General features: G+C 62.6%; 16 protein-coding genes. 9 read left to right on the top strand and 7 right to left on the bottom strand.

All coding sequences use genetic code 11. The annotated features are described in order from the left end of the window. Nucleotides 1–197: 197 nt before the first annotated feature. Nucleotides 198–899, top strand: coding sequence for a hypothetical protein (locus ACSSVQ_RS16805; RefSeq protein WP_454184448.1), 702 nt, complete (start codon nucleotides 198–200; stop codon nucleotides 897–899). Nucleotides 900–960: 61 nt separating this feature from the next. On the opposite strand, the gene ACSSVQ_RS16800 is transcribed toward ACSSVQ_RS16805, so the two are convergent. Then, nucleotides 961–2,928, bottom strand: a complete 1,968-nt coding sequence (locus ACSSVQ_RS16800; protein ID WP_454184447.1) for a pyrroloquinoline quinone-dependent dehydrogenase — start codon at nucleotides 2,926–2,928, stop codon at nucleotides 961–963. An 85-nt stretch (nucleotides 2,929–3,013) separates the two neighbouring features. Here ACSSVQ_RS16800 and ACSSVQ_RS16795 point away from each other — a divergent pair, with 85 nt between their 5' ends. Next, complete coding sequence (locus tag ACSSVQ_RS16795; protein ID WP_454184446.1) at nucleotides 3,014–3,748, top strand: TetR/AcrR family transcriptional regulator; 735 nt, start codon at nucleotides 3,014–3,016, stop codon at nucleotides 3,746–3,748. Here the strand turns inward: ACSSVQ_RS16795 and ACSSVQ_RS16790 are convergent. After that, on the bottom strand, nucleotides 3,738–4,055 hold the full coding sequence (locus tag ACSSVQ_RS16790) for a DUF1476 domain-containing protein (protein WP_293326022.1): 318 nt from the start codon (nucleotides 4,053–4,055) through the stop codon (nucleotides 3,738–3,740). The two genes, ACSSVQ_RS16795 and ACSSVQ_RS16790, sit on opposite strands and share 11 nt — an antisense overlap. 371 nt (nucleotides 4,056–4,426) lie before the next feature. On the opposite strand from ACSSVQ_RS16790, the gene purC reads away from it, so the two are divergent. The 6 genes from purC (at nucleotide 4,427) to grxD (ending at nucleotide 9,171) form a co-directional block, all read left to right on the top strand. Continuing rightward, nucleotides 4,427–5,188 (top strand): phosphoribosylaminoimidazolesuccinocarboxamide synthase, encoded by a 762-nt coding sequence (purC, locus tag ACSSVQ_RS16785; RefSeq protein ID WP_293326025.1) that lies wholly within the window; start codon nucleotides 4,427–4,429, stop codon nucleotides 5,186–5,188. Nucleotides 5,189–5,355: 167 nt separating this feature from the next. Next, nucleotides 5,356–5,601 (top strand): phosphoribosylformylglycinamidine synthase subunit PurS, encoded by a 246-nt coding sequence (gene purS, locus ACSSVQ_RS16780; protein ID WP_293326028.1) that lies wholly within the window; start codon nucleotides 5,356–5,358, stop codon nucleotides 5,599–5,601. Nucleotides 5,602–5,603: 2 nt separating this feature from the next. Next, complete coding sequence (gene purQ, locus ACSSVQ_RS16775) at nucleotides 5,604–6,272, top strand: phosphoribosylformylglycinamidine synthase subunit PurQ (protein ID WP_454184445.1); 669 nt, start codon at nucleotides 5,604–5,606, stop codon at nucleotides 6,270–6,272. After that, on the top strand, nucleotides 6,269–8,491 hold the full coding sequence (purL, locus tag ACSSVQ_RS16770) for a phosphoribosylformylglycinamidine synthase subunit PurL (RefSeq protein WP_454184444.1): 2,223 nt from the start codon (nucleotides 6,269–6,271) through the stop codon (nucleotides 8,489–8,491). Before purQ ends, purL begins: the two co-directional genes overlap by 4 nt. Before the next feature lie 33 nt (nucleotides 8,492–8,524). Further along, complete coding sequence (locus ACSSVQ_RS16765) at nucleotides 8,525–8,761, top strand: BolA family protein (RefSeq protein WP_293326036.1); 237 nt, start codon at nucleotides 8,525–8,527, stop codon at nucleotides 8,759–8,761. Between the two features lie 65 nt (nucleotides 8,762–8,826). Continuing rightward, nucleotides 8,827–9,171 carry a Grx4 family monothiol glutaredoxin gene (gene grxD, locus ACSSVQ_RS16760; RefSeq protein ID WP_454184443.1) on the top strand — a complete coding sequence of 115 codons (345 nt, stop codon included), beginning with the start codon at nucleotides 8,827–8,829 and terminating at the stop codon, nucleotides 9,169–9,171. Between the two features lie 164 nt (nucleotides 9,172–9,335). On the opposite strand, the gene rpsD is transcribed toward grxD, so the two are convergent. Together rpsD and ACSSVQ_RS16750 are read right to left on the bottom strand one after the other, a co-directional pair. Continuing rightward, nucleotides 9,336–9,956 (bottom strand): 30S ribosomal protein S4, encoded by a 621-nt coding sequence (gene rpsD / locus ACSSVQ_RS16755; protein WP_293324747.1) that lies wholly within the window; start codon nucleotides 9,954–9,956, stop codon nucleotides 9,336–9,338. A 238-nt stretch (nucleotides 9,957–10,194) separates the two neighbouring features. Then, entirely contained in the window at nucleotides 10,195–10,986 is a 792-nt protein-coding gene (locus tag ACSSVQ_RS16750) for an RNA methyltransferase (RefSeq protein ID WP_454184442.1), read from the bottom strand. A gap of 168 nt (nucleotides 10,987–11,154) precedes the next feature. On the opposite strand from ACSSVQ_RS16750, the gene ACSSVQ_RS16745 reads away from it, so the two are divergent. Further along, on the top strand, nucleotides 11,155–12,372 hold the full coding sequence (locus tag ACSSVQ_RS16745) for an NADP-dependent isocitrate dehydrogenase (protein WP_454184441.1): 1,218 nt from the start codon (nucleotides 11,155–11,157) through the stop codon (nucleotides 12,370–12,372). Nucleotides 12,373–12,519: 147 nt separating this feature from the next. On the opposite strand, the gene ACSSVQ_RS16740 is transcribed toward ACSSVQ_RS16745, so the two are convergent. The 3 genes from ACSSVQ_RS16740 to recA all read right to left on the bottom strand — a co-directional run bounded on the left by ACSSVQ_RS16740 (nucleotide 12,520) and on the right by recA (nucleotide 17,805). Next, on the bottom strand, nucleotides 12,520–13,728 hold the full coding sequence (locus tag ACSSVQ_RS16740) for a cyclic nucleotide-gated ion channel (protein WP_454184440.1): 1,209 nt from the start codon (nucleotides 13,726–13,728) through the stop codon (nucleotides 12,520–12,522). A gap of 76 nt (nucleotides 13,729–13,804) precedes the next feature. Further along, on the bottom strand, nucleotides 13,805–16,483 hold the full coding sequence (alaS, locus tag ACSSVQ_RS16735) for an alanine--tRNA ligase (RefSeq protein WP_454184439.1): 2,679 nt from the start codon (nucleotides 16,481–16,483) through the stop codon (nucleotides 13,805–13,807). Between the two features lie 215 nt (nucleotides 16,484–16,698). Then, nucleotides 16,699–17,805 (bottom strand): recombinase RecA, encoded by a 1,107-nt coding sequence (gene recA / locus ACSSVQ_RS16730; RefSeq protein WP_293324759.1) that lies wholly within the window; start codon nucleotides 17,803–17,805, stop codon nucleotides 16,699–16,701. Nucleotides 17,806–17,863 lie beyond the last annotated feature (58 nt).

Here is a 17,863-nt window from a genome sequence, read left to right as displayed (position 1 = left end):
CTCCTTCCGCCTGACGGCCGCCGCCATCAGCTTAAGGATCGTCTCATAATTAAAGGCGTTCCGGTTGCGGTTTCTTCATGAACATGAGTCCATTATTCTCCGTCAAGCATGTCCGATGGATACCTCATGGTTGCCGCAATCGTCACCCCACACCCCCGATCGACATACGCCAATTCCTTCCTTTTCGGGACAACGCAATGAAGCGTGTTTTAATCATCGCCGCAGTATCGCTTGGGCTTTTTTTGCTGGTCGGAATTGTCGGTATTGAAGTGTGGTACCGGATGAACTATCCGGCCTACTCCTTCCGCTACCGTTTGACAGTCAACGTAGAGGCCGACGGTAAAGTCCATACCGGAACGGGCATTATCCGCATCACATGGGCAAAGCAGGTTCGTGTGCTGCCGGATGTTTTCGTTTACAGCCTGAGAGCCCATGGTCAGGCGGTCGTCGTGGATCTCGGAGAACGCGGGCTTCTGCTTGTCCCCAAGGGAGGAAAGGTTAGCAAGATTCCTTTTCTTGCGTTCAAAGACACCTTGCCTGCATGGCGACGTGTCCCACGCACCCCGGAGGAAATGCGTGCTTTTCTCAAAAAACGCGGAACTGTCGAGGTGTCGGAAGACCTTCTCCCGCTTTTCATATGGCTGCCTGACCCATCCGATCCGGATTCGGGCAGATATGCTCTGCCTTCGGAGTTGTCGACGGCCATTGGGCCGGATGTTCATCTTCGCTCAGCGACCGTTGAGATCTCCGACCGGATACTCGATACGCCCGTCTCCACCGGTATTGAAAAAAGACTGCCCTGGCTTGTCGAGATGACGGCGTATCAAAGAGAACATGTCGTGATAGGCAAGGTGGGAGAGTTCAGTTGGCGGGCCTCATCAATATGGGATGTGAACTGAGGGCCGACCTCCCGGTTGCCTTCGGCAGCGATGTAGCCCGTCGGCAAGCCGACACAAGAAATCAATCTTTGTCGGCCTTGCCCTTCTCCGGTAGCGCATAGGCCATGATGTAGTCGCCAAGCTTGGTCCCCGCCCGCGCATGACCGCCGGCCGCGATCACCACATATTGCCGCCCCTTCCATGTATAGGACATGGGCGTCGCCTGCCCGCCCGCGGGAAGCCGCGCCTTCCAGATTTCGTCGCCCGTCTCCGTTGAATAGGCGCGAAGGTAATTGTCCATCGTCGCGCCGATGAAGATGAGCCCGGTTTTGGTGACGAGCGGCCCGCCGAAACTCGGTACGCCCCATTCCAGCGGCAGCGCAAGAGGCGTCATGTCGCGCACCGTGCCGAACGGTTTGCGCCAGGCGATCTCGCCCGTCTTCATGTTCACCCCAATGAGATAGCCCCAGGGCGGCGGCGTGCAGGGAAGTCCCAGCGGCGACATGAAGAGATCGCGCCGCATGCCATAGGGCGCGCCGGTCTGCGGTGAAATCTCCGCGCCCTCATGCGTTTCCTTCTCGCCCTTGACCTTGTCGCGCGGAATAAGCGTCACGACATGCGCCATGCTGTTCATGTTCACCACGGCGATATCGCGCTTCGGGTCGAAGGCAAGCCCGCCCCAGTTCGCCCCGCCCCCGTTGAAGGGATAGAGGATCGTGCCCTGAAGCGAAGGCGGCGTGAAAAGCCCCTCGCTGCGATAATGTTGCAGAAGGCGGTTGCAGGAAAGCTGGTCGAAGGCGAGCACACCCCAGCTCCCGCCTTTCTTGAGCTTCTGCGGAATGAGCGCCGGCGGCTTCACCGGAAAAGGCTGCGTCGGCGACAGCTTCTCGCCGGGCACGTCGGATTGCGGCACCTTGCGCTCTTCCACACCGAAAACGGGCTTGCCCGTATCGCGGTCGAGCACGAAGAGAAAGCCGGTCTTGGTCGCCTGAATGACCACATCTTCCGGCTTGCCGTCATGCATGATGGTGGCAAGCGTCGGCTGCGCGGGAAGGTCGTAATCCCAGACATCGTGATGCACGGTCTGGAAAGACCAGACCACCTGCCCGGATTCCACATCCACGGCGACGACTGAATCGGCAAGCGCATTGTTGCCCGGCCGGCCGCCGCCGTAGAAATCCGGGCTTGCGCTGCTCGTCGGCAGGAAGACGAGGCCGCGTTCCTTGTCCACCGACATGGGCGCCCAGACATTGGCCGCGCCCACCTTGGCAAGCCCCGGTTCCTGATTGTTCGGATCGAGCGGATCGAACGTCCAGATGGGCTCGCCGCTGCGCGCATCGAAAGCGCGCACCACGCCGGACGGCGCATCGGTACGCGCATTGTCCGAAATGGAAGAGCCGACGATCACCACATTATGGACCGTCACCGGCGGCGAGGTGATCTGGAATTCGCCGGGCCAGATCAGAAGCCTGTCCGGCCCCGCATCGACCATACCGGGCGTGATGCGCGAGCCGAAGCCGTTGCACACCTTGCCGCTATGCGCATCGAGCGCGATCAGTCGCGAATGATTGGTCGCAACGAAAATGCGCTCCGAACAGGCCTGCCCCTCCGGCGCGGACTTGTCCTTCCAATAGGCCACACCCCGGCAGACATATTGGTTGGCCGGCCGTAGCGTCAGCGGCAGATGCGGATCGAACCGCCACTTTTCATCGCCGGTCGCCGGGTCGAGCGCAATCACCTCATTATAGGGCGTGCAGAAAATCAGGCTCCCCGCCGCCAGGATCGGCGTGACCTCGAAAGCCGTGCGCGCCAGCACATTCTTCGGCTTCCCCTCCAGCGCCCCGGTCCGGAATTTCCAGGCCAGCGTCAGCTTCGACACATTGTCGGGCGCAATCTGGTCCGCCGCGACATAGCGCTGCCCGCCCGCATCTCCGCCATAGGAGGCCCACCCCCCGTCTACCGCGACATCGGCCACCCCTTCCGCCGCCCAGGCCGGCGCGATCAGCAGGCAGAGCAGGACGCAGACACCGGTAATCCGAAAGGCGCGCATGGCCGTTTCCCAATTTTTATAATGAACCATTCATTCATATATTATACCCTGCACGGGAAGGCAATGATTTCCGATTGAGAGCGGGATGCGGAAAAAGAGCGAAAAACGTCTGGAACAGATCGCCGAGGGCGCCGTGGACTGCTTCACGGAGCTGGGCTTTCGCCGCGCCCAGATGGCCGATATCGCGAAAGCGGCGGGCGTTTCCGTCGGCACCCTCTATCTCTACGTGACCGGCAAGGAAGCCCTGCTCCACCTCGCCATTCTGCGCGTCTGCGAGCGACCGCTGGATACCCTCACCCTGCCGCTACGCGCGCCCTCCATGCAGGAAACGGTGAAACTGGTCGCCGCCCGGCGGGCTGAAGTCGTGAGGCTCCCCTCCCTCGTCGCCGCCCTCGGCAAGGGCGCAAAGCCCGGCGCCGCGGACCTGCAAGCGATCGGCGGAGAGTTTTACGACCTGCTGCATGAAGTCCGCCGCGCCGTCTGGCTCATGAACCGCCTCGCCCAGGAAATACCGGAAATCGACGCCCTCCAGGCGGCGGCCATGCGCGGCGACTTCCGCGACGATCTGGCGGCCGTCGCGCTGAAAATCGTCGGCCGGCGCGGCAAGCCGGGGCCCGACCTCAAGCTGGCCGCCCGCATCGCGCTGGAAGCGGTGTCATGGACGGCCATGCACCGCATGCGCGAAACGCCGGCCAATGCGATTGAAGGCCTCACCGAGAAAATGGCCCGGGAGACCGCCGCCCACAGCTTCGCCTCGACGCTGATATCGGCCGCGACCGAAGGCCGGGCCGATATGCGCGACCTTCAATTCAGCTCGTGATCTGGCGGATCGCCTCTTCCATCAGTTCCGCCATGGTCCGGCGGATCTGGTGGTCGGATTGCTCGACGCCCCTCTCGTCCAAGTCACGGCGCACCTTGCGGAACACGTCTTCCTCGCCCGCTTCCTCGAAATCGGCAGCCACCACCTCCTGCGCATAAGCCTCCGCCTCGGGGCCGGTGATCCCCATCAGCTCCGCCGCCCAGAGCCCCAGCAGCTTGTTGCGCCGGGCCGTGGCCTTGAAGCGCGTTTCCTCGTCATGGGCGAATTTGTTCTCATAGGCTTCACCACGCTTGTCGATATTGGACATGTGGACGCTGCTCCATCTCTCGGGTGCCACTGACCGGCCGATCCGGCCAGATTTCCCGCTCGCATTACTGGACATAGGCACGGATGCCCGCCGATACCAGACGAGCCGGGCCGCCCCTTGAACCCGGCCACCTACCACCAGATATAACATCTTGTTCTGAAAGGTTTTTTATCCGGGAACAAGGTTTTACGCAGCCGCGAAAGGCGCCGATTGTATCCCCCCCTGCCTTGCGCTAATTTGCGCCTGCCGAAAGGGCGATTCCGAAGGACCCTTTTTCCCGGGGCCCGGCGGCCCGGATCGAGAGACCTGCCCCGCATCTCGCCCTCAAGGCCCATGAGCCCGAGGGGCGCCAACCGAATGGATTCAACAATATGAGCCGGCGCAGACGCGTTTACGAAGGCAAGGCCAAAGTCCTTTACGAAGGCCCGGAACCGGGCACGCTCGTCCAGCATTTCAAGGACGACACCACCGCCTTCGACGCGACGAAACATGCCGTCATCGAGGGCAAGGGTGTCCTGAACAACCGCATCTCGGAGTTCGTCTTCACGCGGCTGAACGAGATCGGCGTCCCCACCCATTTCATTCGCTCGATCAATATGCGCGAGCAGCTGATCCGCGAAGTCGAGATCATTCCGATTGAAGTGGTGGTGCGCAACGTGGCGGCGGGTTCGCTCGCAAAGCGCCTCGGCCTTGAGGAAGGCACGCAGCTCCCCCGCTCCATCATCGAATTCTATTACAAGTCGGACGAACTGCACGACCCGATGGTCTCCGAAGAGCACATCACCGCTTTCGGCTGGGCCTCGCCGCAGGAAATCGACGACATGATGGCGCTCGCACTGCGCATCAACGATTTCCTGACCGGCCTCTTCCTCGGCATCGGCATCCGGCTGGTGGACTTCAAGGTCGAGTTCGGCCGCCAGTATGAAGGCGACATGATGCGCATTCTGCTCGCCGACGAAATCAGCCCGGACAGCTGCCGCCTCTGGGACATCAAATCGAACGACAAGCTCGACAAGGACCGCTTCCGCCGCGACATGGGCGGTCTCATCGAAGCCTATCAGGAAGTCGCGCGCCGCCTCGGCATTCTCTACGAGAACGAGCCCAAGCGCCGCGGCCCGACGCTGGTGAAATGACGCTTGGTTAGTCGCGTCATGACCCGCTTTATGCGGGTCATCCACGTCTTCCTGTCACGCCGTCAAGGCGTGGATGGCCCGGACGAGCCGGGCCATGACGAAACAGACAGATCGACGGTTTTCCGCTTCCTGGCGGATGCCGGACCAACGGAAGGTATCAAAACCGCATGAAGGCCCGTATCAAAGTCACGCTCAAGAACGGCGTTCTCGATCCGCAAGGGAAAGCCATCCAGCACGCGCTCGGCGCGCTCGGGTTCGACGGCGTGGAGGGTGTGCGTCAGGGCAAGTTCATCGAAGTCGAACTCGCCGAAACCGACAAGGCGAAGGCCGAGGCCGCGCTCGACGAGATGTGCCGCCAGTTGCTCGCCAATACGGTGATCGAAAATTACGCCATCGAGCTGGACGAGAAGTAAGCATGAAATCGGCCGTCATCGTCTTCCCCGGCTCCAACCGCGAACGCGACATGCTGAATGCGCTGGAAATGATTTCCGGCACGCGTCCCGCCGCGGTCTGGCACGCCGATAATGAATTGCCCGATGTGGATCTGATCGTCGTCCCCGGCGGCTTTTCCTATGGCGACTATCTGCGTACCGGCGCCATCGCCGCCCGCGCGCATATCATGCCCGCCGTGGCGAAAGCTGCCGAACGCGGCGTCCGTGTGCTGGGCGTGTGCAACGGTTTCCAGATCCTCTGCGAGACGGGGCTCCTGCCCGGCGTGCTGATGCGCAATGCCGATCTCAAATTCGTCTGCCGCGAAGTGATGCTGGAAACCGCCAATGCGGATACCGACTTCACCCGCAAATATGCGCAAGGCCAGGTCTGGCGCTGCCCCGTCGCCCATGGCGAGGGCAATTACTTTGCCGATGAAGCCACCATCGAGCGCCTCGAAGGCGAAGGCCGCGTGGGCCTGCGCTATGCGAAGGGCGACAATCCCAACGGCTCCATCAACGACATCGCAGGCATCCTCAACGAACGCGGCAATGTGTTCGGCATGATGCCTCACCCGGAAAACATGATCGAAGAGCTGAACGGCTGCATGGATGGCCGGGCCCTGTTTGAAAGCGTGCTGGAGGCTGTGGCGTGATCCGTAACGATATCGAAATCACGCCGGAACTCATCGCCGAGCACGGTCTGAAACCGGACGAGTATCAGCGCATTCTGGACCTCATCGGCCGCGAACCGACGCTCACCGAGCTCGGCATCTTCTCGGCCATGTGGAACGAGCACTGCTCCTATAAATCCTCCAAGAAATGGCTGCGCACGCTACCCACCACCGGCGAGCGCGTCATTTGCGGCCCGGGCGAAAATGCGGGCGTCGTCGACATCGGCGACGGTCAGGCTGTCATCTTCAAGATGGAAAGCCACAACCACCCCTCCTATATCGAGCCCCATCAGGGCGCGGCGACGGGCGTGGGCGGCATTCTGCGCGACGTCTTCACCATGGGCGCGCGTCCCATCGCGGCGCTGAACGCCCTGCGCTTCGGCGAGCCGGACCATCCCCGCACCCGCCATGTCGTCTCGGGCGTCGTCGCCGGCGTCGGCGGCTACGGCAATTCCTTCGGCGTGCCGACTGTGGGCGGCGAAGTGAATTTCGACCCCTCCTATAACGGCAACTGCCTGGTCAACGCCTTTGCGGCGGGCCTCGCGGACGCCGACAAGATCTTCTATTCCGAAGCCAAGGGCGTGGGGCTGCCCATCGTCTATCTCGGCTCGAAGACCGGCCGCGACGGCATTCACGGCGCGACCATGGCGTCTGCCGAGTTCGATCAGGATACGGAGGAAAAACGCCCCACCGTCCAGATCGGCGACCCCTTCTCCGAAAAGCTGCTGCTGGAAGCCTGTCTGGAGCTGATGGCATCGGGCGCCGTCATCGCCATTCAGGACATGGGCGCCGCCGGCCTCACCTGCTCGGCGGTCGAAATGGGCGCCAAGGGCAATCTCGGCGTGGACCTCAACCTCGATGCCGTGCCCTGCCGCGAAGAAGGCATGACGGCCTATGAGATGATGCTGTCGGAAAGCCAGGAGCGTATGCTCATGGTGCTCGACCCCGCCCTGGAGGAAGAAGCGAAAGCCATCTTCCTCAAATGGGACCTGGACTTTGCCATTGTCGGCACCACGACCGACGATCTGCGCTTCCGCGTGCACCAGCATGGCGATGTCATGGCCGACCTGCCGATCAAGGAGCTGGGCGACGAAGCCCCGGAATATGATCGCCCCTGGGAAGCGGCCCCGAAGCCCGCGGCACTCGACCCGTCATCCCTCCCCGCCCCCAACGACATCGGCAAGGCGCTCGAAAAGATGCTCGCCCTGCCCGACATGTGCTCGCGCCGCTGGGTCTGGGAGCAGTACGACCACCTCATTCAAGGCAATACCTCTGTGGGCCCGGGCGGCGACGCCGCGGTGGTGCGCGTGGATGGCACCGAAAAGAAAGGCCTCGCCTTCACCGTCGACGTGACGCCGCGCTATTGCGCCGCCGATCCGTTCGAGGGCGGCAAACAGGCGGTCGCCGAATGCTGGCGCAACCTGTCGGCCGTCGGCGCGGAACCGCTCGCCGTCACCGACAATCTCAATTTCGGCAATCCCGAAAAGCCCGACATCATGGGCCAGTTCGTGGGCTGCATTAAAGGTATCGGCGAAGCCTGCCGCGAACTCGACTTCCCCGTCGTCTCCGGCAATGTCTCGCTCTACAACGAAACCAACGGCAAGGGCATCCTGCCGACACCCGCCATCGGCGCGGTCGGCCTGCTGCCCGATGTCACGGCGCGCGCCACCATCGCCTTCAAGGCGGGCAATGAAGCGATCGTCGTTCTCGGCGAAACGAAAGGCCATCTCGGCCAGTCGATCTACCATCGCGATCTGGCCGATGGCCGCGACGATGCGAGCGCCCCGCCGCCGGTCGATCTGGCGCTGGAGCGCCGCCATGGCGATTTCGTGCGCGAGGAAATCCGCGCCCGCCGCGTCACTGCTGTCCATGACGTGTCGGACGGCGGCCTGCTGGTGGCCATCGCCGAAATGGCCATGGCCGGCAATATGGGCGCCGAACTCACCGCAAAAACCGATCTGGCCCTCCACGCATGGGCCTTTGGCGAGGATCAGGGCCGCTATGTGCTGACCGCCCCGACGGCGGAAGCCGACGCCCTCATCGCCCGGGCCCAAAAGGCCGGCATCCCGGCCGAGCGAGTCGGCACCACCGGGACCCATGAATTGACACTCGATGGCGGGACACCCATATCTGTCGCGGGGCTGAAGGCCGCTCATGAAGGCTGGCTCCCGACCTATATGGCCGCCGCCCCCGAACTCTAAGGGTTCGGCCAAGCCGAAGGAGCGCTGCGCAACATGGCGATGACCGCCTCTGACATCGAACGTCTCATCAAGGACGCCATTCCCGACGCCGTGGTGGAAATCCGCGATCTGGCAGGCGACGGCGACCATTATGCCGCCACCGTGGTCTCCGAGGCATTCAGGGGCAAGACCCGCGTACAGCAGCACCAGATGGTTTACGGCGCGCTCAAGGGCGGCATGGGCAACGAGCTTCACGCCCTCGCCCTTCAGACCAGCGCCCCCGAAAACTGAACGACACAGTTGAACTGCATAGCCCGTCGGCGCCCACAAGGCCCGCGGGACGAGAGGACAAAAAGATGAGCGACAATCCGGTCTTCGACCGCATCAAGGGCGAACTCGATAACAGCGACGTGGTGCTCTTCATGAAAGGCACGCCCGTCTTTCCGCAATGCGGCTTTTCCAACGCCGTGGTGCAGGTGCTGACCTATCTCGGCGTCCCCTTCCATGGCGTGAACGTGCTCGCCGACGAGGACATCCGCCAGGGCATCAAGGAATTCTCCGACTGGCCGACTATCCCGCAGCTTTATGTGAAGGGTGAGTTCGTCGGCGGCTGCGACATCGTCCGCGAAATGTTCGAACAGGGCGAACTGCGCGAATATCTCGCCTCCAAGGGCATCGAAACCGAAGCGGCGCAGCAATAAGCGAACTGCCATCGACACGAAAAGGCCCCGGAGAAATCCGGGGCCTTTTTCTGTTTTGCCCCCCCCTACCGTCATGCCCCGCCTGAAGCGGGGCATGACGACGAAACAAAAAAGGCCGCTCGAAAGAGCGGCCTTTTCGTATTCGGCGTATCGCGCTGCTGGGATCAGCTGCGCGAATAGAATTCGATGACGAGGTTCGGTTCCATCTGCACCGCATAGGGCACGTCGGAGAAGCCCGGCGTCCGCACGAACTTCGCGGTCAGCTTGTCATGGTCGGCATCGATGTAATCCGGCACGTCACGTTCCGGGCTCTGGATGGCTTCGAGCACGAGACCCATCTGCTTGGAGGCGTCCTTGACCTCGATCACGTCGCCCTCGCGGACGCGATAGCTCGGAATGTTCACGCGCTTGCCGTTCACCTTCACATGACCATGGGTCACGAACTGGCGGGCGGCGAAAACGGTCGGCACGAACTTGGAGCGGTAGACGACGGCGTCCAGGCGGCGTTCCAGCAGGCCGATCAGGATTTCACCCGTATCGCCGCGAAGGCGCTCGGCTTCCTTGTAGATGGCGCGGAACTGCTTTTCGGTGATGTTGCCGTAGAAACCCTTGAGCTTCTGCTTGGCGCGGAGCTGCACACCGAAGTCGGAGAGCTTGCCCTTGCGGCGCTGGCCGTGCTGGCCGGGGCCATAATCGCGGCGGTTCACCGGGCTCTTGGAGCGACCCCAGATGTTCTCGCCCATACGGCGGTCGAGTTTATGCTTGGCGGCAATGCGCTTTGACATCGCTGTTTCCTTTCAAAAACCAAGGAAACGCGCCCTCCTCTGCCTCATCCCCGTTTGGAGCTGAGACCGACAGGAACCGGCGTAAAGCGTATCCGGCCCTCGGGTGCGTATTCTCATATGAAACGGGGACCGGCCTTGGGCCAGTCCCGTAAGGGCGTTCTTCTAGCCTCTGCCCCTGCCCGTGTCAATCGGCATGTCCGGCCTTAAGGAAGGCGTTTTCCCGGCAGAATCAGGGGGTTCACCCCTCTTCCGGCCCATTGCCCTTCGGCACCTTGCGCACCAGCGAGGCAACGATGCCGCGGAAGGTCCGCACTTCCTGCTCGGTCATGCTCGCCCGCCCGAATAGATTGCGGATCGAGCGCACCATGCCGGGACGCTTGTCGTCGGTCCGGAAGAAGCCATGTGCATCGAGCTCACGCTCCAGATGCGCATAAAACATGAGCAGTTCTTCCTTGGTGGCCAGCCTGCCCTCGCGCATCTCCAGCGTTTCGGACTCCGTCCTGTCCGCGGCCTTGTGCCACTCATAGCTCATCAGCAGCACGGCCTGGGCAAGATTGAGCGAGGAAAAGGCCGGATTGAGCGGCACCGTCAGCACCGCATCGGCCAGCGCCACATCGTCATTATGGAGCCCTGTCCGCTCCGGCCCGAAAAGAACGCCCGCCTTGCCCCCGCCGGCAAAGGCCTCCCTGAGCCGCGCGGCGGCGCGATCCGGCGTATAGACCAGCTTCACCATGTCGCGCGGGCGCGCCGTGGTGGCGAGCACATAGTCGAGATCGGCCACCGCGTCGGCCGTCGTCTCGAAAACGCGTACATTGTCGATGACGATATCGGCGCCCGCCGAGGCCGCGACCGAGCGGCTGTTGGGCCATCCGTCCCGGGGGCTGACGAGTCGCAGATCGGTGAGCCCGAAATTGAGCATGGCGCGGGCAGCCGTGCCGATATTTTCGCCAAGTTGGGGCGCAACCAGCACAATGGCGGGGCCTTCTTCACCCAGCGTCATACCCGACTTTCTACGATCCGTTCCGGCCATTGCTCCGACATGCGTTTTTGATCAAACAAGCCTGCGTCAATAAGGGATCGCCTGTCTTTAATCAATCCGCCAGCGGTGTTATAGGAGAGCCACGCCCGGTCTTGTTTCAAGGCCGCCCCCGCAGGTCCTCGCCGACCCCCCGTCCGTTATGTTTCGAAGGGTAACTCCATGTCCAAGATCAAAGTGAAAAATCCGGTCGTCGAACTCGATGGCGACGAGATGACCAGGATCATATGGAAGCTGATCAAGGACAAACTCATCTTTCCCTATCTCGACATCGATCTGAAATATTTCGATCTCGGGATCGAGCACCGCGACGAGACGGACGACCAGGTGACGGTCGACTCCGCCGAGGCCATCAAGCATTACGGCGTCGGCGTGAAATGCGCGACCATCACTCCCGATGAGGCGCGCGTCGAGGAATTCGGCCTGAAGAAGATGTGGCGCTCGCCCAACGGCACCATCCGAAACATCCTGGGCGGCACCGTGTTCCGTGAGCCGATCATCTGCCGCAACATTCCGCGCCTCGTCCCCGGCTGGACGGAGCCGATCGTGATCGGCCGTCACGCCTATGGCGACCAGTATCGCGCCACCGACTTCCGCGTGCCCGGCAAGGGCAAGCTGATGATGAAATGGGTGTCCGAAGACGGCTCGGAGACGATCGAGGAAGAAGTCTTCGACTTCCCCGGTTCCGGCGTCGCCATGGGCATGTACAATCTGGACGACAGCATCCGCGATTTCGCCCGCGCCTGCTTCAAATACGCCCTGCCCCGCAAATACCCCGTCTATCTCTCGACCAAGAACACGATCCTCAAGGCCTATGACGGCCGCTTCAAGGATCTCTTCGCCGAGGTCTATGAGAATGAATTCAAGGCCGAGTTCGAAAAGGTCGGCGCGCTCTACGAGCACCGCCTGATCGACGACATGGTCGCGTCTTCGCTCAAATGGTCGGGCGGCTATGTCTGGGCCTGCAAGAACTACGATGGCGACGTACAGTCCGACACGGTCGCGCAGGGCTTCGGCTCGCTGGGCCTCATGACCTCGGTGCTGATGACCCCGGATGGCGAAACGCTGGAAGCCGAAGCCGCGCACGGCACGGTGACGCGTCACTATCGCAACCACCAGAAGGGCGAGGCGACCTCCACCAACTCCATCGCCTCCATCTTTGCCTGGACGCGCGGTCTTGCCCATCGCGCCAAGCTGGACGACACCCCGGCGCTGGCAGAGTTCGCTCATACGCTGGAAAAGGTCTGCGTGCAGACCGTGGAAAGCGGCCACATGACCAAGGACCTGGCCCTGCTGGTCGGCTCCGAGCAGTCCTGGCTCTCCACCGAAGGTTTCCTCGACAAGGTCGCGGAAAACCTCGCCAAAGCCCTGAAGAAGTAAGCGCTTCCTCAATGTCATGCCCGGACTTGATCCGGGCATCCAGTTCTGTGCCTGCGGCACATGATGCGCTGGATTGCCGGGCCTAGCCCGGCAATGACAGATAGAGGGGATTGAAGCTTTCGGGCTCAGGCGCGAAATCAGGTAAACCTACTCCGAAGCGGGGTGCGCCTCCTGGGCGCGCTCCGCTTCCTGCCTTTCGGCCTCCGCCTCGCTGCGTTGCCGGAGTTCCGTCAGCCGCCGCTCGGCAATCTGCGCCACCGTGTTGCGCACATCCGGGTGACCGCGCATGAAGCGCGCGAAATCTTCCGATTGCAGCGTCAGCAGCGAACAGCGCGTGAGCGCCGTGATCGTCGCCGCCCGGCGCCGCTGATAAAGCAGCGCCATCTCGCCGAAAAAGGCGCCGTCCTCCAGCTTTATCGGACCGTCGGGAAAGTCGAGCTGCACCTCGCCGGAGAGCAGGAAATACATCGCATCCGCCTCCTCCCCCTTCCGCGCGATCACCGTGCCCGCCTCCACCACGCGCGCATTCAGATGTTCCGCCAGCCGCGCGATGGTGAGCGCGTCGAACTTCGAAAACAGCGGCACCCGCGCCACCATGCCCCAGGTCACCACGAATTCGCGCCGGTGAATTTCCTGCGCAAAGCCCGCCGACACGATGGCGATGGGCAGCGCGAACATGCCCAGACCGAAGATCATCACCATGCCGCCGGCGATCTTGCCAAGCACCGTCACCGGCACGACATCGCCATAGCCGACGGTCGTCAGCGTGGCGAGCGCCCACCACATGGCCGCCGGCACGGAGCCGAAGGCCTCCGGCTGCACGTCTTTTTCAAGCTCGTACATCACCGTCGCCGACAAAAGCAGCAAACCGCCCATGATGATGAGCGCGCCCGTAATGGCGTGGCGTTCATTGTAGAGGACACGGGCCAGCGAAGAGAGCGCAGGCGAATAGCGCCCGAGCTTGAGGAACCGGATCAGCCGGAAAACACGCAGGATGCGCAGATCCAGCGGAACGAAGATCCCCAGCCAAAACGGCAGAACGACCGCGAGATCGATCAGCATCGGCCAGGTCCGCGCAAATTGCAGCCGGATGCGCCACGAGGGTATGCCCTCATCCTCGCTATGTTCCACGCAGACCCATATGCGCGCCGCATATTCGATCGTGAAAATCAGAACCGAAACGATGTTGAAGATCGCGAAGAACGGGCCATAGGCCGCGGCGAGGGAGTCCACCGTCTCCAGCGCGAAGGCCGCGGCATTCGCCAGGATCAGCGACACCATGAAAAAGTCGAAGACCTGGCTCGGCCAGTCGCTTGTACGACCCGCCTCCAGAATGACGTAGAGGCGGCTGCGCAATCGTTTCAGGAGACCGGGAGCAGGCTCCCTGCCATCATCCGCCCCGCCGGAGGTCCCGGGGGGCGTATGCCCCGGCTCAGGCGGCACCCGCCAACTCGCCGACAGCGGCGCTGACGGCGTCGAGCGCCGCATCCGCCTTGCTTGCATCGGGCCCGCCGGCTTGCGCCATGTCGGGCCGCCCGCCGCCGCCCTTGCCGCCAAGCGCCGCAGCGCCCGTCTTCACGAGGTCGACCGCATTGTATCTCTCGGTGAGATCGTCCGTCACGCCGACGGCGATGCCCACCTTGCCGTCTTCCGACACGGCCACATAGGCAATGATGCCAGAGCCAAGCTGGTTCTTGCCTTCATCGACAAGCCCGCGCAGATCCTTCGGGTTCACCCCGTCGAGGCGCCGCGCCAGCAGTTTCACGCCATTGACTTCCTTCACGGCCGGGCGCTCGCCGCCACCGGCGCCGCCGCCCGAAAGAGCCAGCTTCTTCTTGGCGTCCGCCAGCTCGCGCTCCAGGCGCCGCCGCTCTTCCACCAGCGAATGCACCCGCGCCGGCAGGTCGTCCACCGTCGTTTTCAGCGCGCCCGCCGCCTCGCGCGCGATGCGTTCCTGATCGGCCAGATAGCGCCGCGCGCCCTCGCCCGTCAGCGCCTCGATACGGCGCACGCCGGAGGCCACCGCGCTTTCGCCCACGATCTTGAAGATCGCAATATCGCCAAGCCGGCGCACATGGGTGCCGCCGCAAAGTTCGACGGAGTAGACCCCGTTCGCCTTTTCGTCGTCGAGCCCCATGGAGAGGACGCGCACTTCATCGCCGTATTTCTCGCCGAAAAGCGCCAGCGCACCCGCCTCGATCGCCTTGTCCGGCGTCATGATCCGTGTGCTGACATCGGAGTTCTGCCGCACGATACGGTTCACGATTTCCTCGACCTGGCCGATCTCCTCCTGCGTCATCGGCTTGGGGTGGCTGAAGTCGAAGCGCAGCCGGTCCGGCATGACAAGCGAGCCCTTCTGCGTCACGTGATCACCCAGCACGCGGCGCAGCGCCTCATGCAGCAGATGCGTCGCGGAGTGGTTCGCGCGCGTCGCATCGCGCCGCGCCGTATCGACCTTCATTTCCACCACATCGCCGACCTTCAGCGTGCCGCGCGTCAGCTCGCCCACATGCACATGCAGCGCACCGAGCTTCTTTTGCGTATCACTGACAGGGAACTCCGCACCCTTGGGCGTGAAGATGACGCCTGTATCGCCGACTTGACCGCCGGACTCGCCATAGAAAGGCGTCTGGTTGGTAACGATCTGCGCGCTCGCCCCGGCGGAGATTTCATCCACCTCCTGCCCGTTCATGATGATGGAGACGATCTTGCCTTCGCCGTCATCGGTCTCGTAGCCGAGAAACTCGGTCGCGCCCACGCGGTCGCGCAGCTCGAACCAGAGCGTCTCCGTCGCCTGCTCGCCCGATCCCGCCCAGGCTTTACGCGCGTCTTCGCGCTGGCGCTGCATGGCGGCGTCGAACCCGTCCATATCGACCGTCATTCCCTTGGCGCGCAGCGCATCCTGGGTGAGGTCGACCGGAAAGCCGTATGTATCGTAGAGCTTGAAGGCCACCTCGCCGGGCAGCACGCCCTTCGCCGCCTGGCTCTCCACTTCCTCGTCGAGCAGCTTCAGCCCGCGCGCCAGCGTCTCGCGGAAGCGCGTTTCCTCCAGCTTCAGCGTTTCGGTAATGAGCGCTTCCGCACGGCGCAATTCCGGATAGGCCGCGCCCATCTGCTGCACCAGCGCCGGCACGAGACGCCACATCAGCGGCTCGCTCACGCCCACAATCTGCGCATGGCGCATGGCGCGGCGCATGATGCGGCGAAGCACATAGCCACGCCCCTCATTCGACGGCATCACGCCATCGGCGATCAAGAAGGAACAGGAGCGCAGATGGTCGGCGATCACGCGATGACTCACCCCATGCGGGCCTTCCGGGTCGGAATTGGCTGCATGGGCCGACGCCTCGATCAACGCGCGCATCAGGTCGGTCGCGTAATTGTCATGCGTGCCCTGCAGCACGGCCGCGATCCGCTCAAGCCCCATGCCGGTATCGATGGACGGCCGCGGCAGGTTGAGCCGCTCGCCGTCGCCCTGCTGGTCGAACTGCATGAAGACGAGATTCCAGATCTCGATGAAACGGTCGCCATCCTCATCCGGGCTGCCGGGCGGGCCGCCGGGAATATGGTCGCCATGATCGTAGAAGATTTCCGAGCAGGGACCGCAGGGGCCGGTATCGCCCATCTGCCAGAAATTGTCCGATGTCGGAATGCGGATGATCTTGCTGTCGGAAAGACCGGCGATCTTCTTCCACAGCTCGAACGCCTCATCGTCTTCCGAATAGACGGTCGCGAGGAGCTTGTCCTTCGGCAGGCCGAATTCCTTCGTCACCAGCTCCCAGGCGAATTCGATGGCTTCGGCCTTGAAGTAGTCGCCGAAGGAGAAATTGCCGAGCATCTCGAAGAAGGTGTGGTGGCGCGCCGTATAGCCCACATTGTCGAGATCGTTATGCTTGCCGCCCGCGCGCACGCATTTCTGCGAGCTGGTGGCGCGGCTATAGGGCCGCGTCTCCTGCCCCGTGAAGACGTTCTTGAAGGGCACCATGCCCGCATTGGTGAAGAGCAGCGTCGGATCGTTGTTCGGCACAAGCGAGGCGGAGGGCACGATCTCGTGCTCCTTCGACGCGAAATAGTCGAGAAACCTGGTTCTGATCTCGTTTAGGCCGGACATGGGAATGGGTCTCGCAAATTATACGCTTCGCTGCGCCCGCTACGGGCTAACTGCCTCTCTCTAAAGGCAATATAGGGCCCACGCTTTTACCTGTCGCCCTCAGCGCTGTCCAGCAAAGGCCCCAAAGGTGAAATAGAAACGAAATAGACGAAAAAAGCGGCGCCGAAGCTCCGGCGCCGCTCTGTTCATGGGACTTGCCGAAGACGGCCCGTCGCCTAGCCGTTGGCCTCCAGGCCTGCGGCATCGTCCAGATCGTCATCGTCGTCCGTATCCGGCCCGACATCCATGATCTTCTCGGCAATGATACCCGCATTCTGACGGATCGCCGCTTCGATCTCGTCGGCCATATCCGGATTTTCCTTCAGGAATTTCTTCACATTCTCCCGGCCCTGCCCGATGCGCTGGGAATTATAGGAGAACCACGAGCCGGATTTCTCCACGATCCCGGCCTTCACGCCAAGATCGATCAGCTCGCCCGTCTTGGACACGCCCTCGCCATACATGATGTCGAATTCGACCTGCTTGAAGGGCGGCGCGACCTTGTTCTTGACCACCTTGATGCGGGTCTGGTTGCCCACCACCTCGTCGCGATCCTTGATCGCGCCGATGCGGCGAATGTCGAGACGGACGGAGGCGTAGAATTTCAACGCATTGCCGCCGGTCGTCGTCTCCGGGCTGCCGAACATCACACCGATCTTCATGCGGATCTGGTTGATGAAGATCACCATGGTGTTGGACTTGGAGATCGAGCCGGTGAGCTTTCGGAGCGCCTGGCTCATCAGCCGGGCCTGCAGGCCGGGCAGCGAGTCGCCCATTTCGCCTTCGAGTTCGGCCTTGGGCGTCAGCGCGGCGACGGAGTCCACCACCAGCACGTCCACCGCGCCGGAGCGCACCAGCGTGTCGGCGATTTCCAGCGCCTGCTCGCCCGTATCGGGCTGCGAAATCAGAAGGTCGTCGAGATGCACGCCCAGCTTGCGGGCATAGACCGGGTCCAGCGCATGTTCGGCATCGACGAAGGCGCAGACGCCGCCCTTCTTCTGGGCTTCGGCCACCGTATGCAGCGCCATGGTCGTCTTGCCGGAGCTTTCAGGCCCGTAGATCTCGATCACGCGACCGCGCGGCAGACCGCCGATCCCGAGCGCAATGTCGAGGCCGAGCGAGCCCGTGGAAATGGATTCGATCTCCACCACCTGCTCGTTCTTGCCGAGCCGCATGATGGAACCCTTGCCGAAATTGCGCTCGATCTGGCTTAGAGCCGCATCGAGCGCCTTCTTCTTCTCTGAATCGTCTTTTGCCACGAGGTCTACAACATTCTTGGACATGGACCTGCACCCCTTATTTCATACCGAATTGTCCCGCGCAATTTCAGTTAATGTACTT

The organism is Parvibaculum sp. MBR-TMA-1.3b-4.2, assembly GCF_053628815.1.
The sequence above is the reverse complement of the archived record's forward strand: the minus strand, read 5'-3'. Positions and strand labels throughout refer to the sequence as shown.

Bases quoted from the DNA above. Each gene is read 5' to 3' on its own strand.
- ACSSVQ_RS16805 (WP_454184448.1), top strand. From the start codon at position 198: ATGAAGCGTGTTTTAATCATCGCCGCAGTATCGCTTGGGCTTTTTTTG.
- ACSSVQ_RS16800 (WP_454184447.1), bottom strand. From the start codon at position 2,928: ATGCGCGCCTTTCGGATTACCGGTGTCTGCGTCCTGCTCTGCCTGCTG.
- ACSSVQ_RS16795 (WP_454184446.1), top strand. From the start codon at position 3,014: ATGCGGAAAAAGAGCGAAAAACGTCTGGAACAGATCGCCGAGGGCGCC.
- ACSSVQ_RS16790 (WP_293326022.1), bottom strand. From the start codon at position 4,055: ATGTCCAATATCGACAAGCGTGGTGAAGCCTATGAGAACAAATTCGCC.
- purC (WP_293326025.1), top strand. From the start codon at position 4,427: ATGAGCCGGCGCAGACGCGTTTACGAAGGCAAGGCCAAAGTCCTTTAC.
- purS (WP_293326028.1), top strand. From the start codon at position 5,356: ATGAAGGCCCGTATCAAAGTCACGCTCAAGAACGGCGTTCTCGATCCG.
- purQ (WP_454184445.1), top strand. From the start codon at position 5,604: ATGAAATCGGCCGTCATCGTCTTCCCCGGCTCCAACCGCGAACGCGAC.
- ACSSVQ_RS16765 (WP_293326036.1), top strand. From the start codon at position 8,525: ATGGCGATGACCGCCTCTGACATCGAACGTCTCATCAAGGACGCCATT.
- grxD (WP_454184443.1), top strand. From the start codon at position 8,827: ATGAGCGACAATCCGGTCTTCGACCGCATCAAGGGCGAACTCGATAAC.
- rpsD (WP_293324747.1), bottom strand. From the start codon at position 9,956: ATGTCAAAGCGCATTGCCGCCAAGCATAAACTCGACCGCCGTATGGGC.
- ACSSVQ_RS16750 (WP_454184442.1), bottom strand. From the start codon at position 10,986: ATGGCCGGAACGGATCGTAGAAAGTCGGGTATGACGCTGGGTGAAGAA.
- ACSSVQ_RS16745 (WP_454184441.1), top strand. From the start codon at position 11,155: ATGTCCAAGATCAAAGTGAAAAATCCGGTCGTCGAACTCGATGGCGAC.
- alaS (WP_454184439.1), bottom strand. From the start codon at position 16,483: ATGTCCGGCCTAAACGAGATCAGAACCAGGTTTCTCGACTATTTCGCG.
- recA (WP_293324759.1), bottom strand. From the start codon at position 17,805: ATGTCCAAGAATGTTGTAGACCTCGTGGCAAAAGACGATTCAGAGAAG.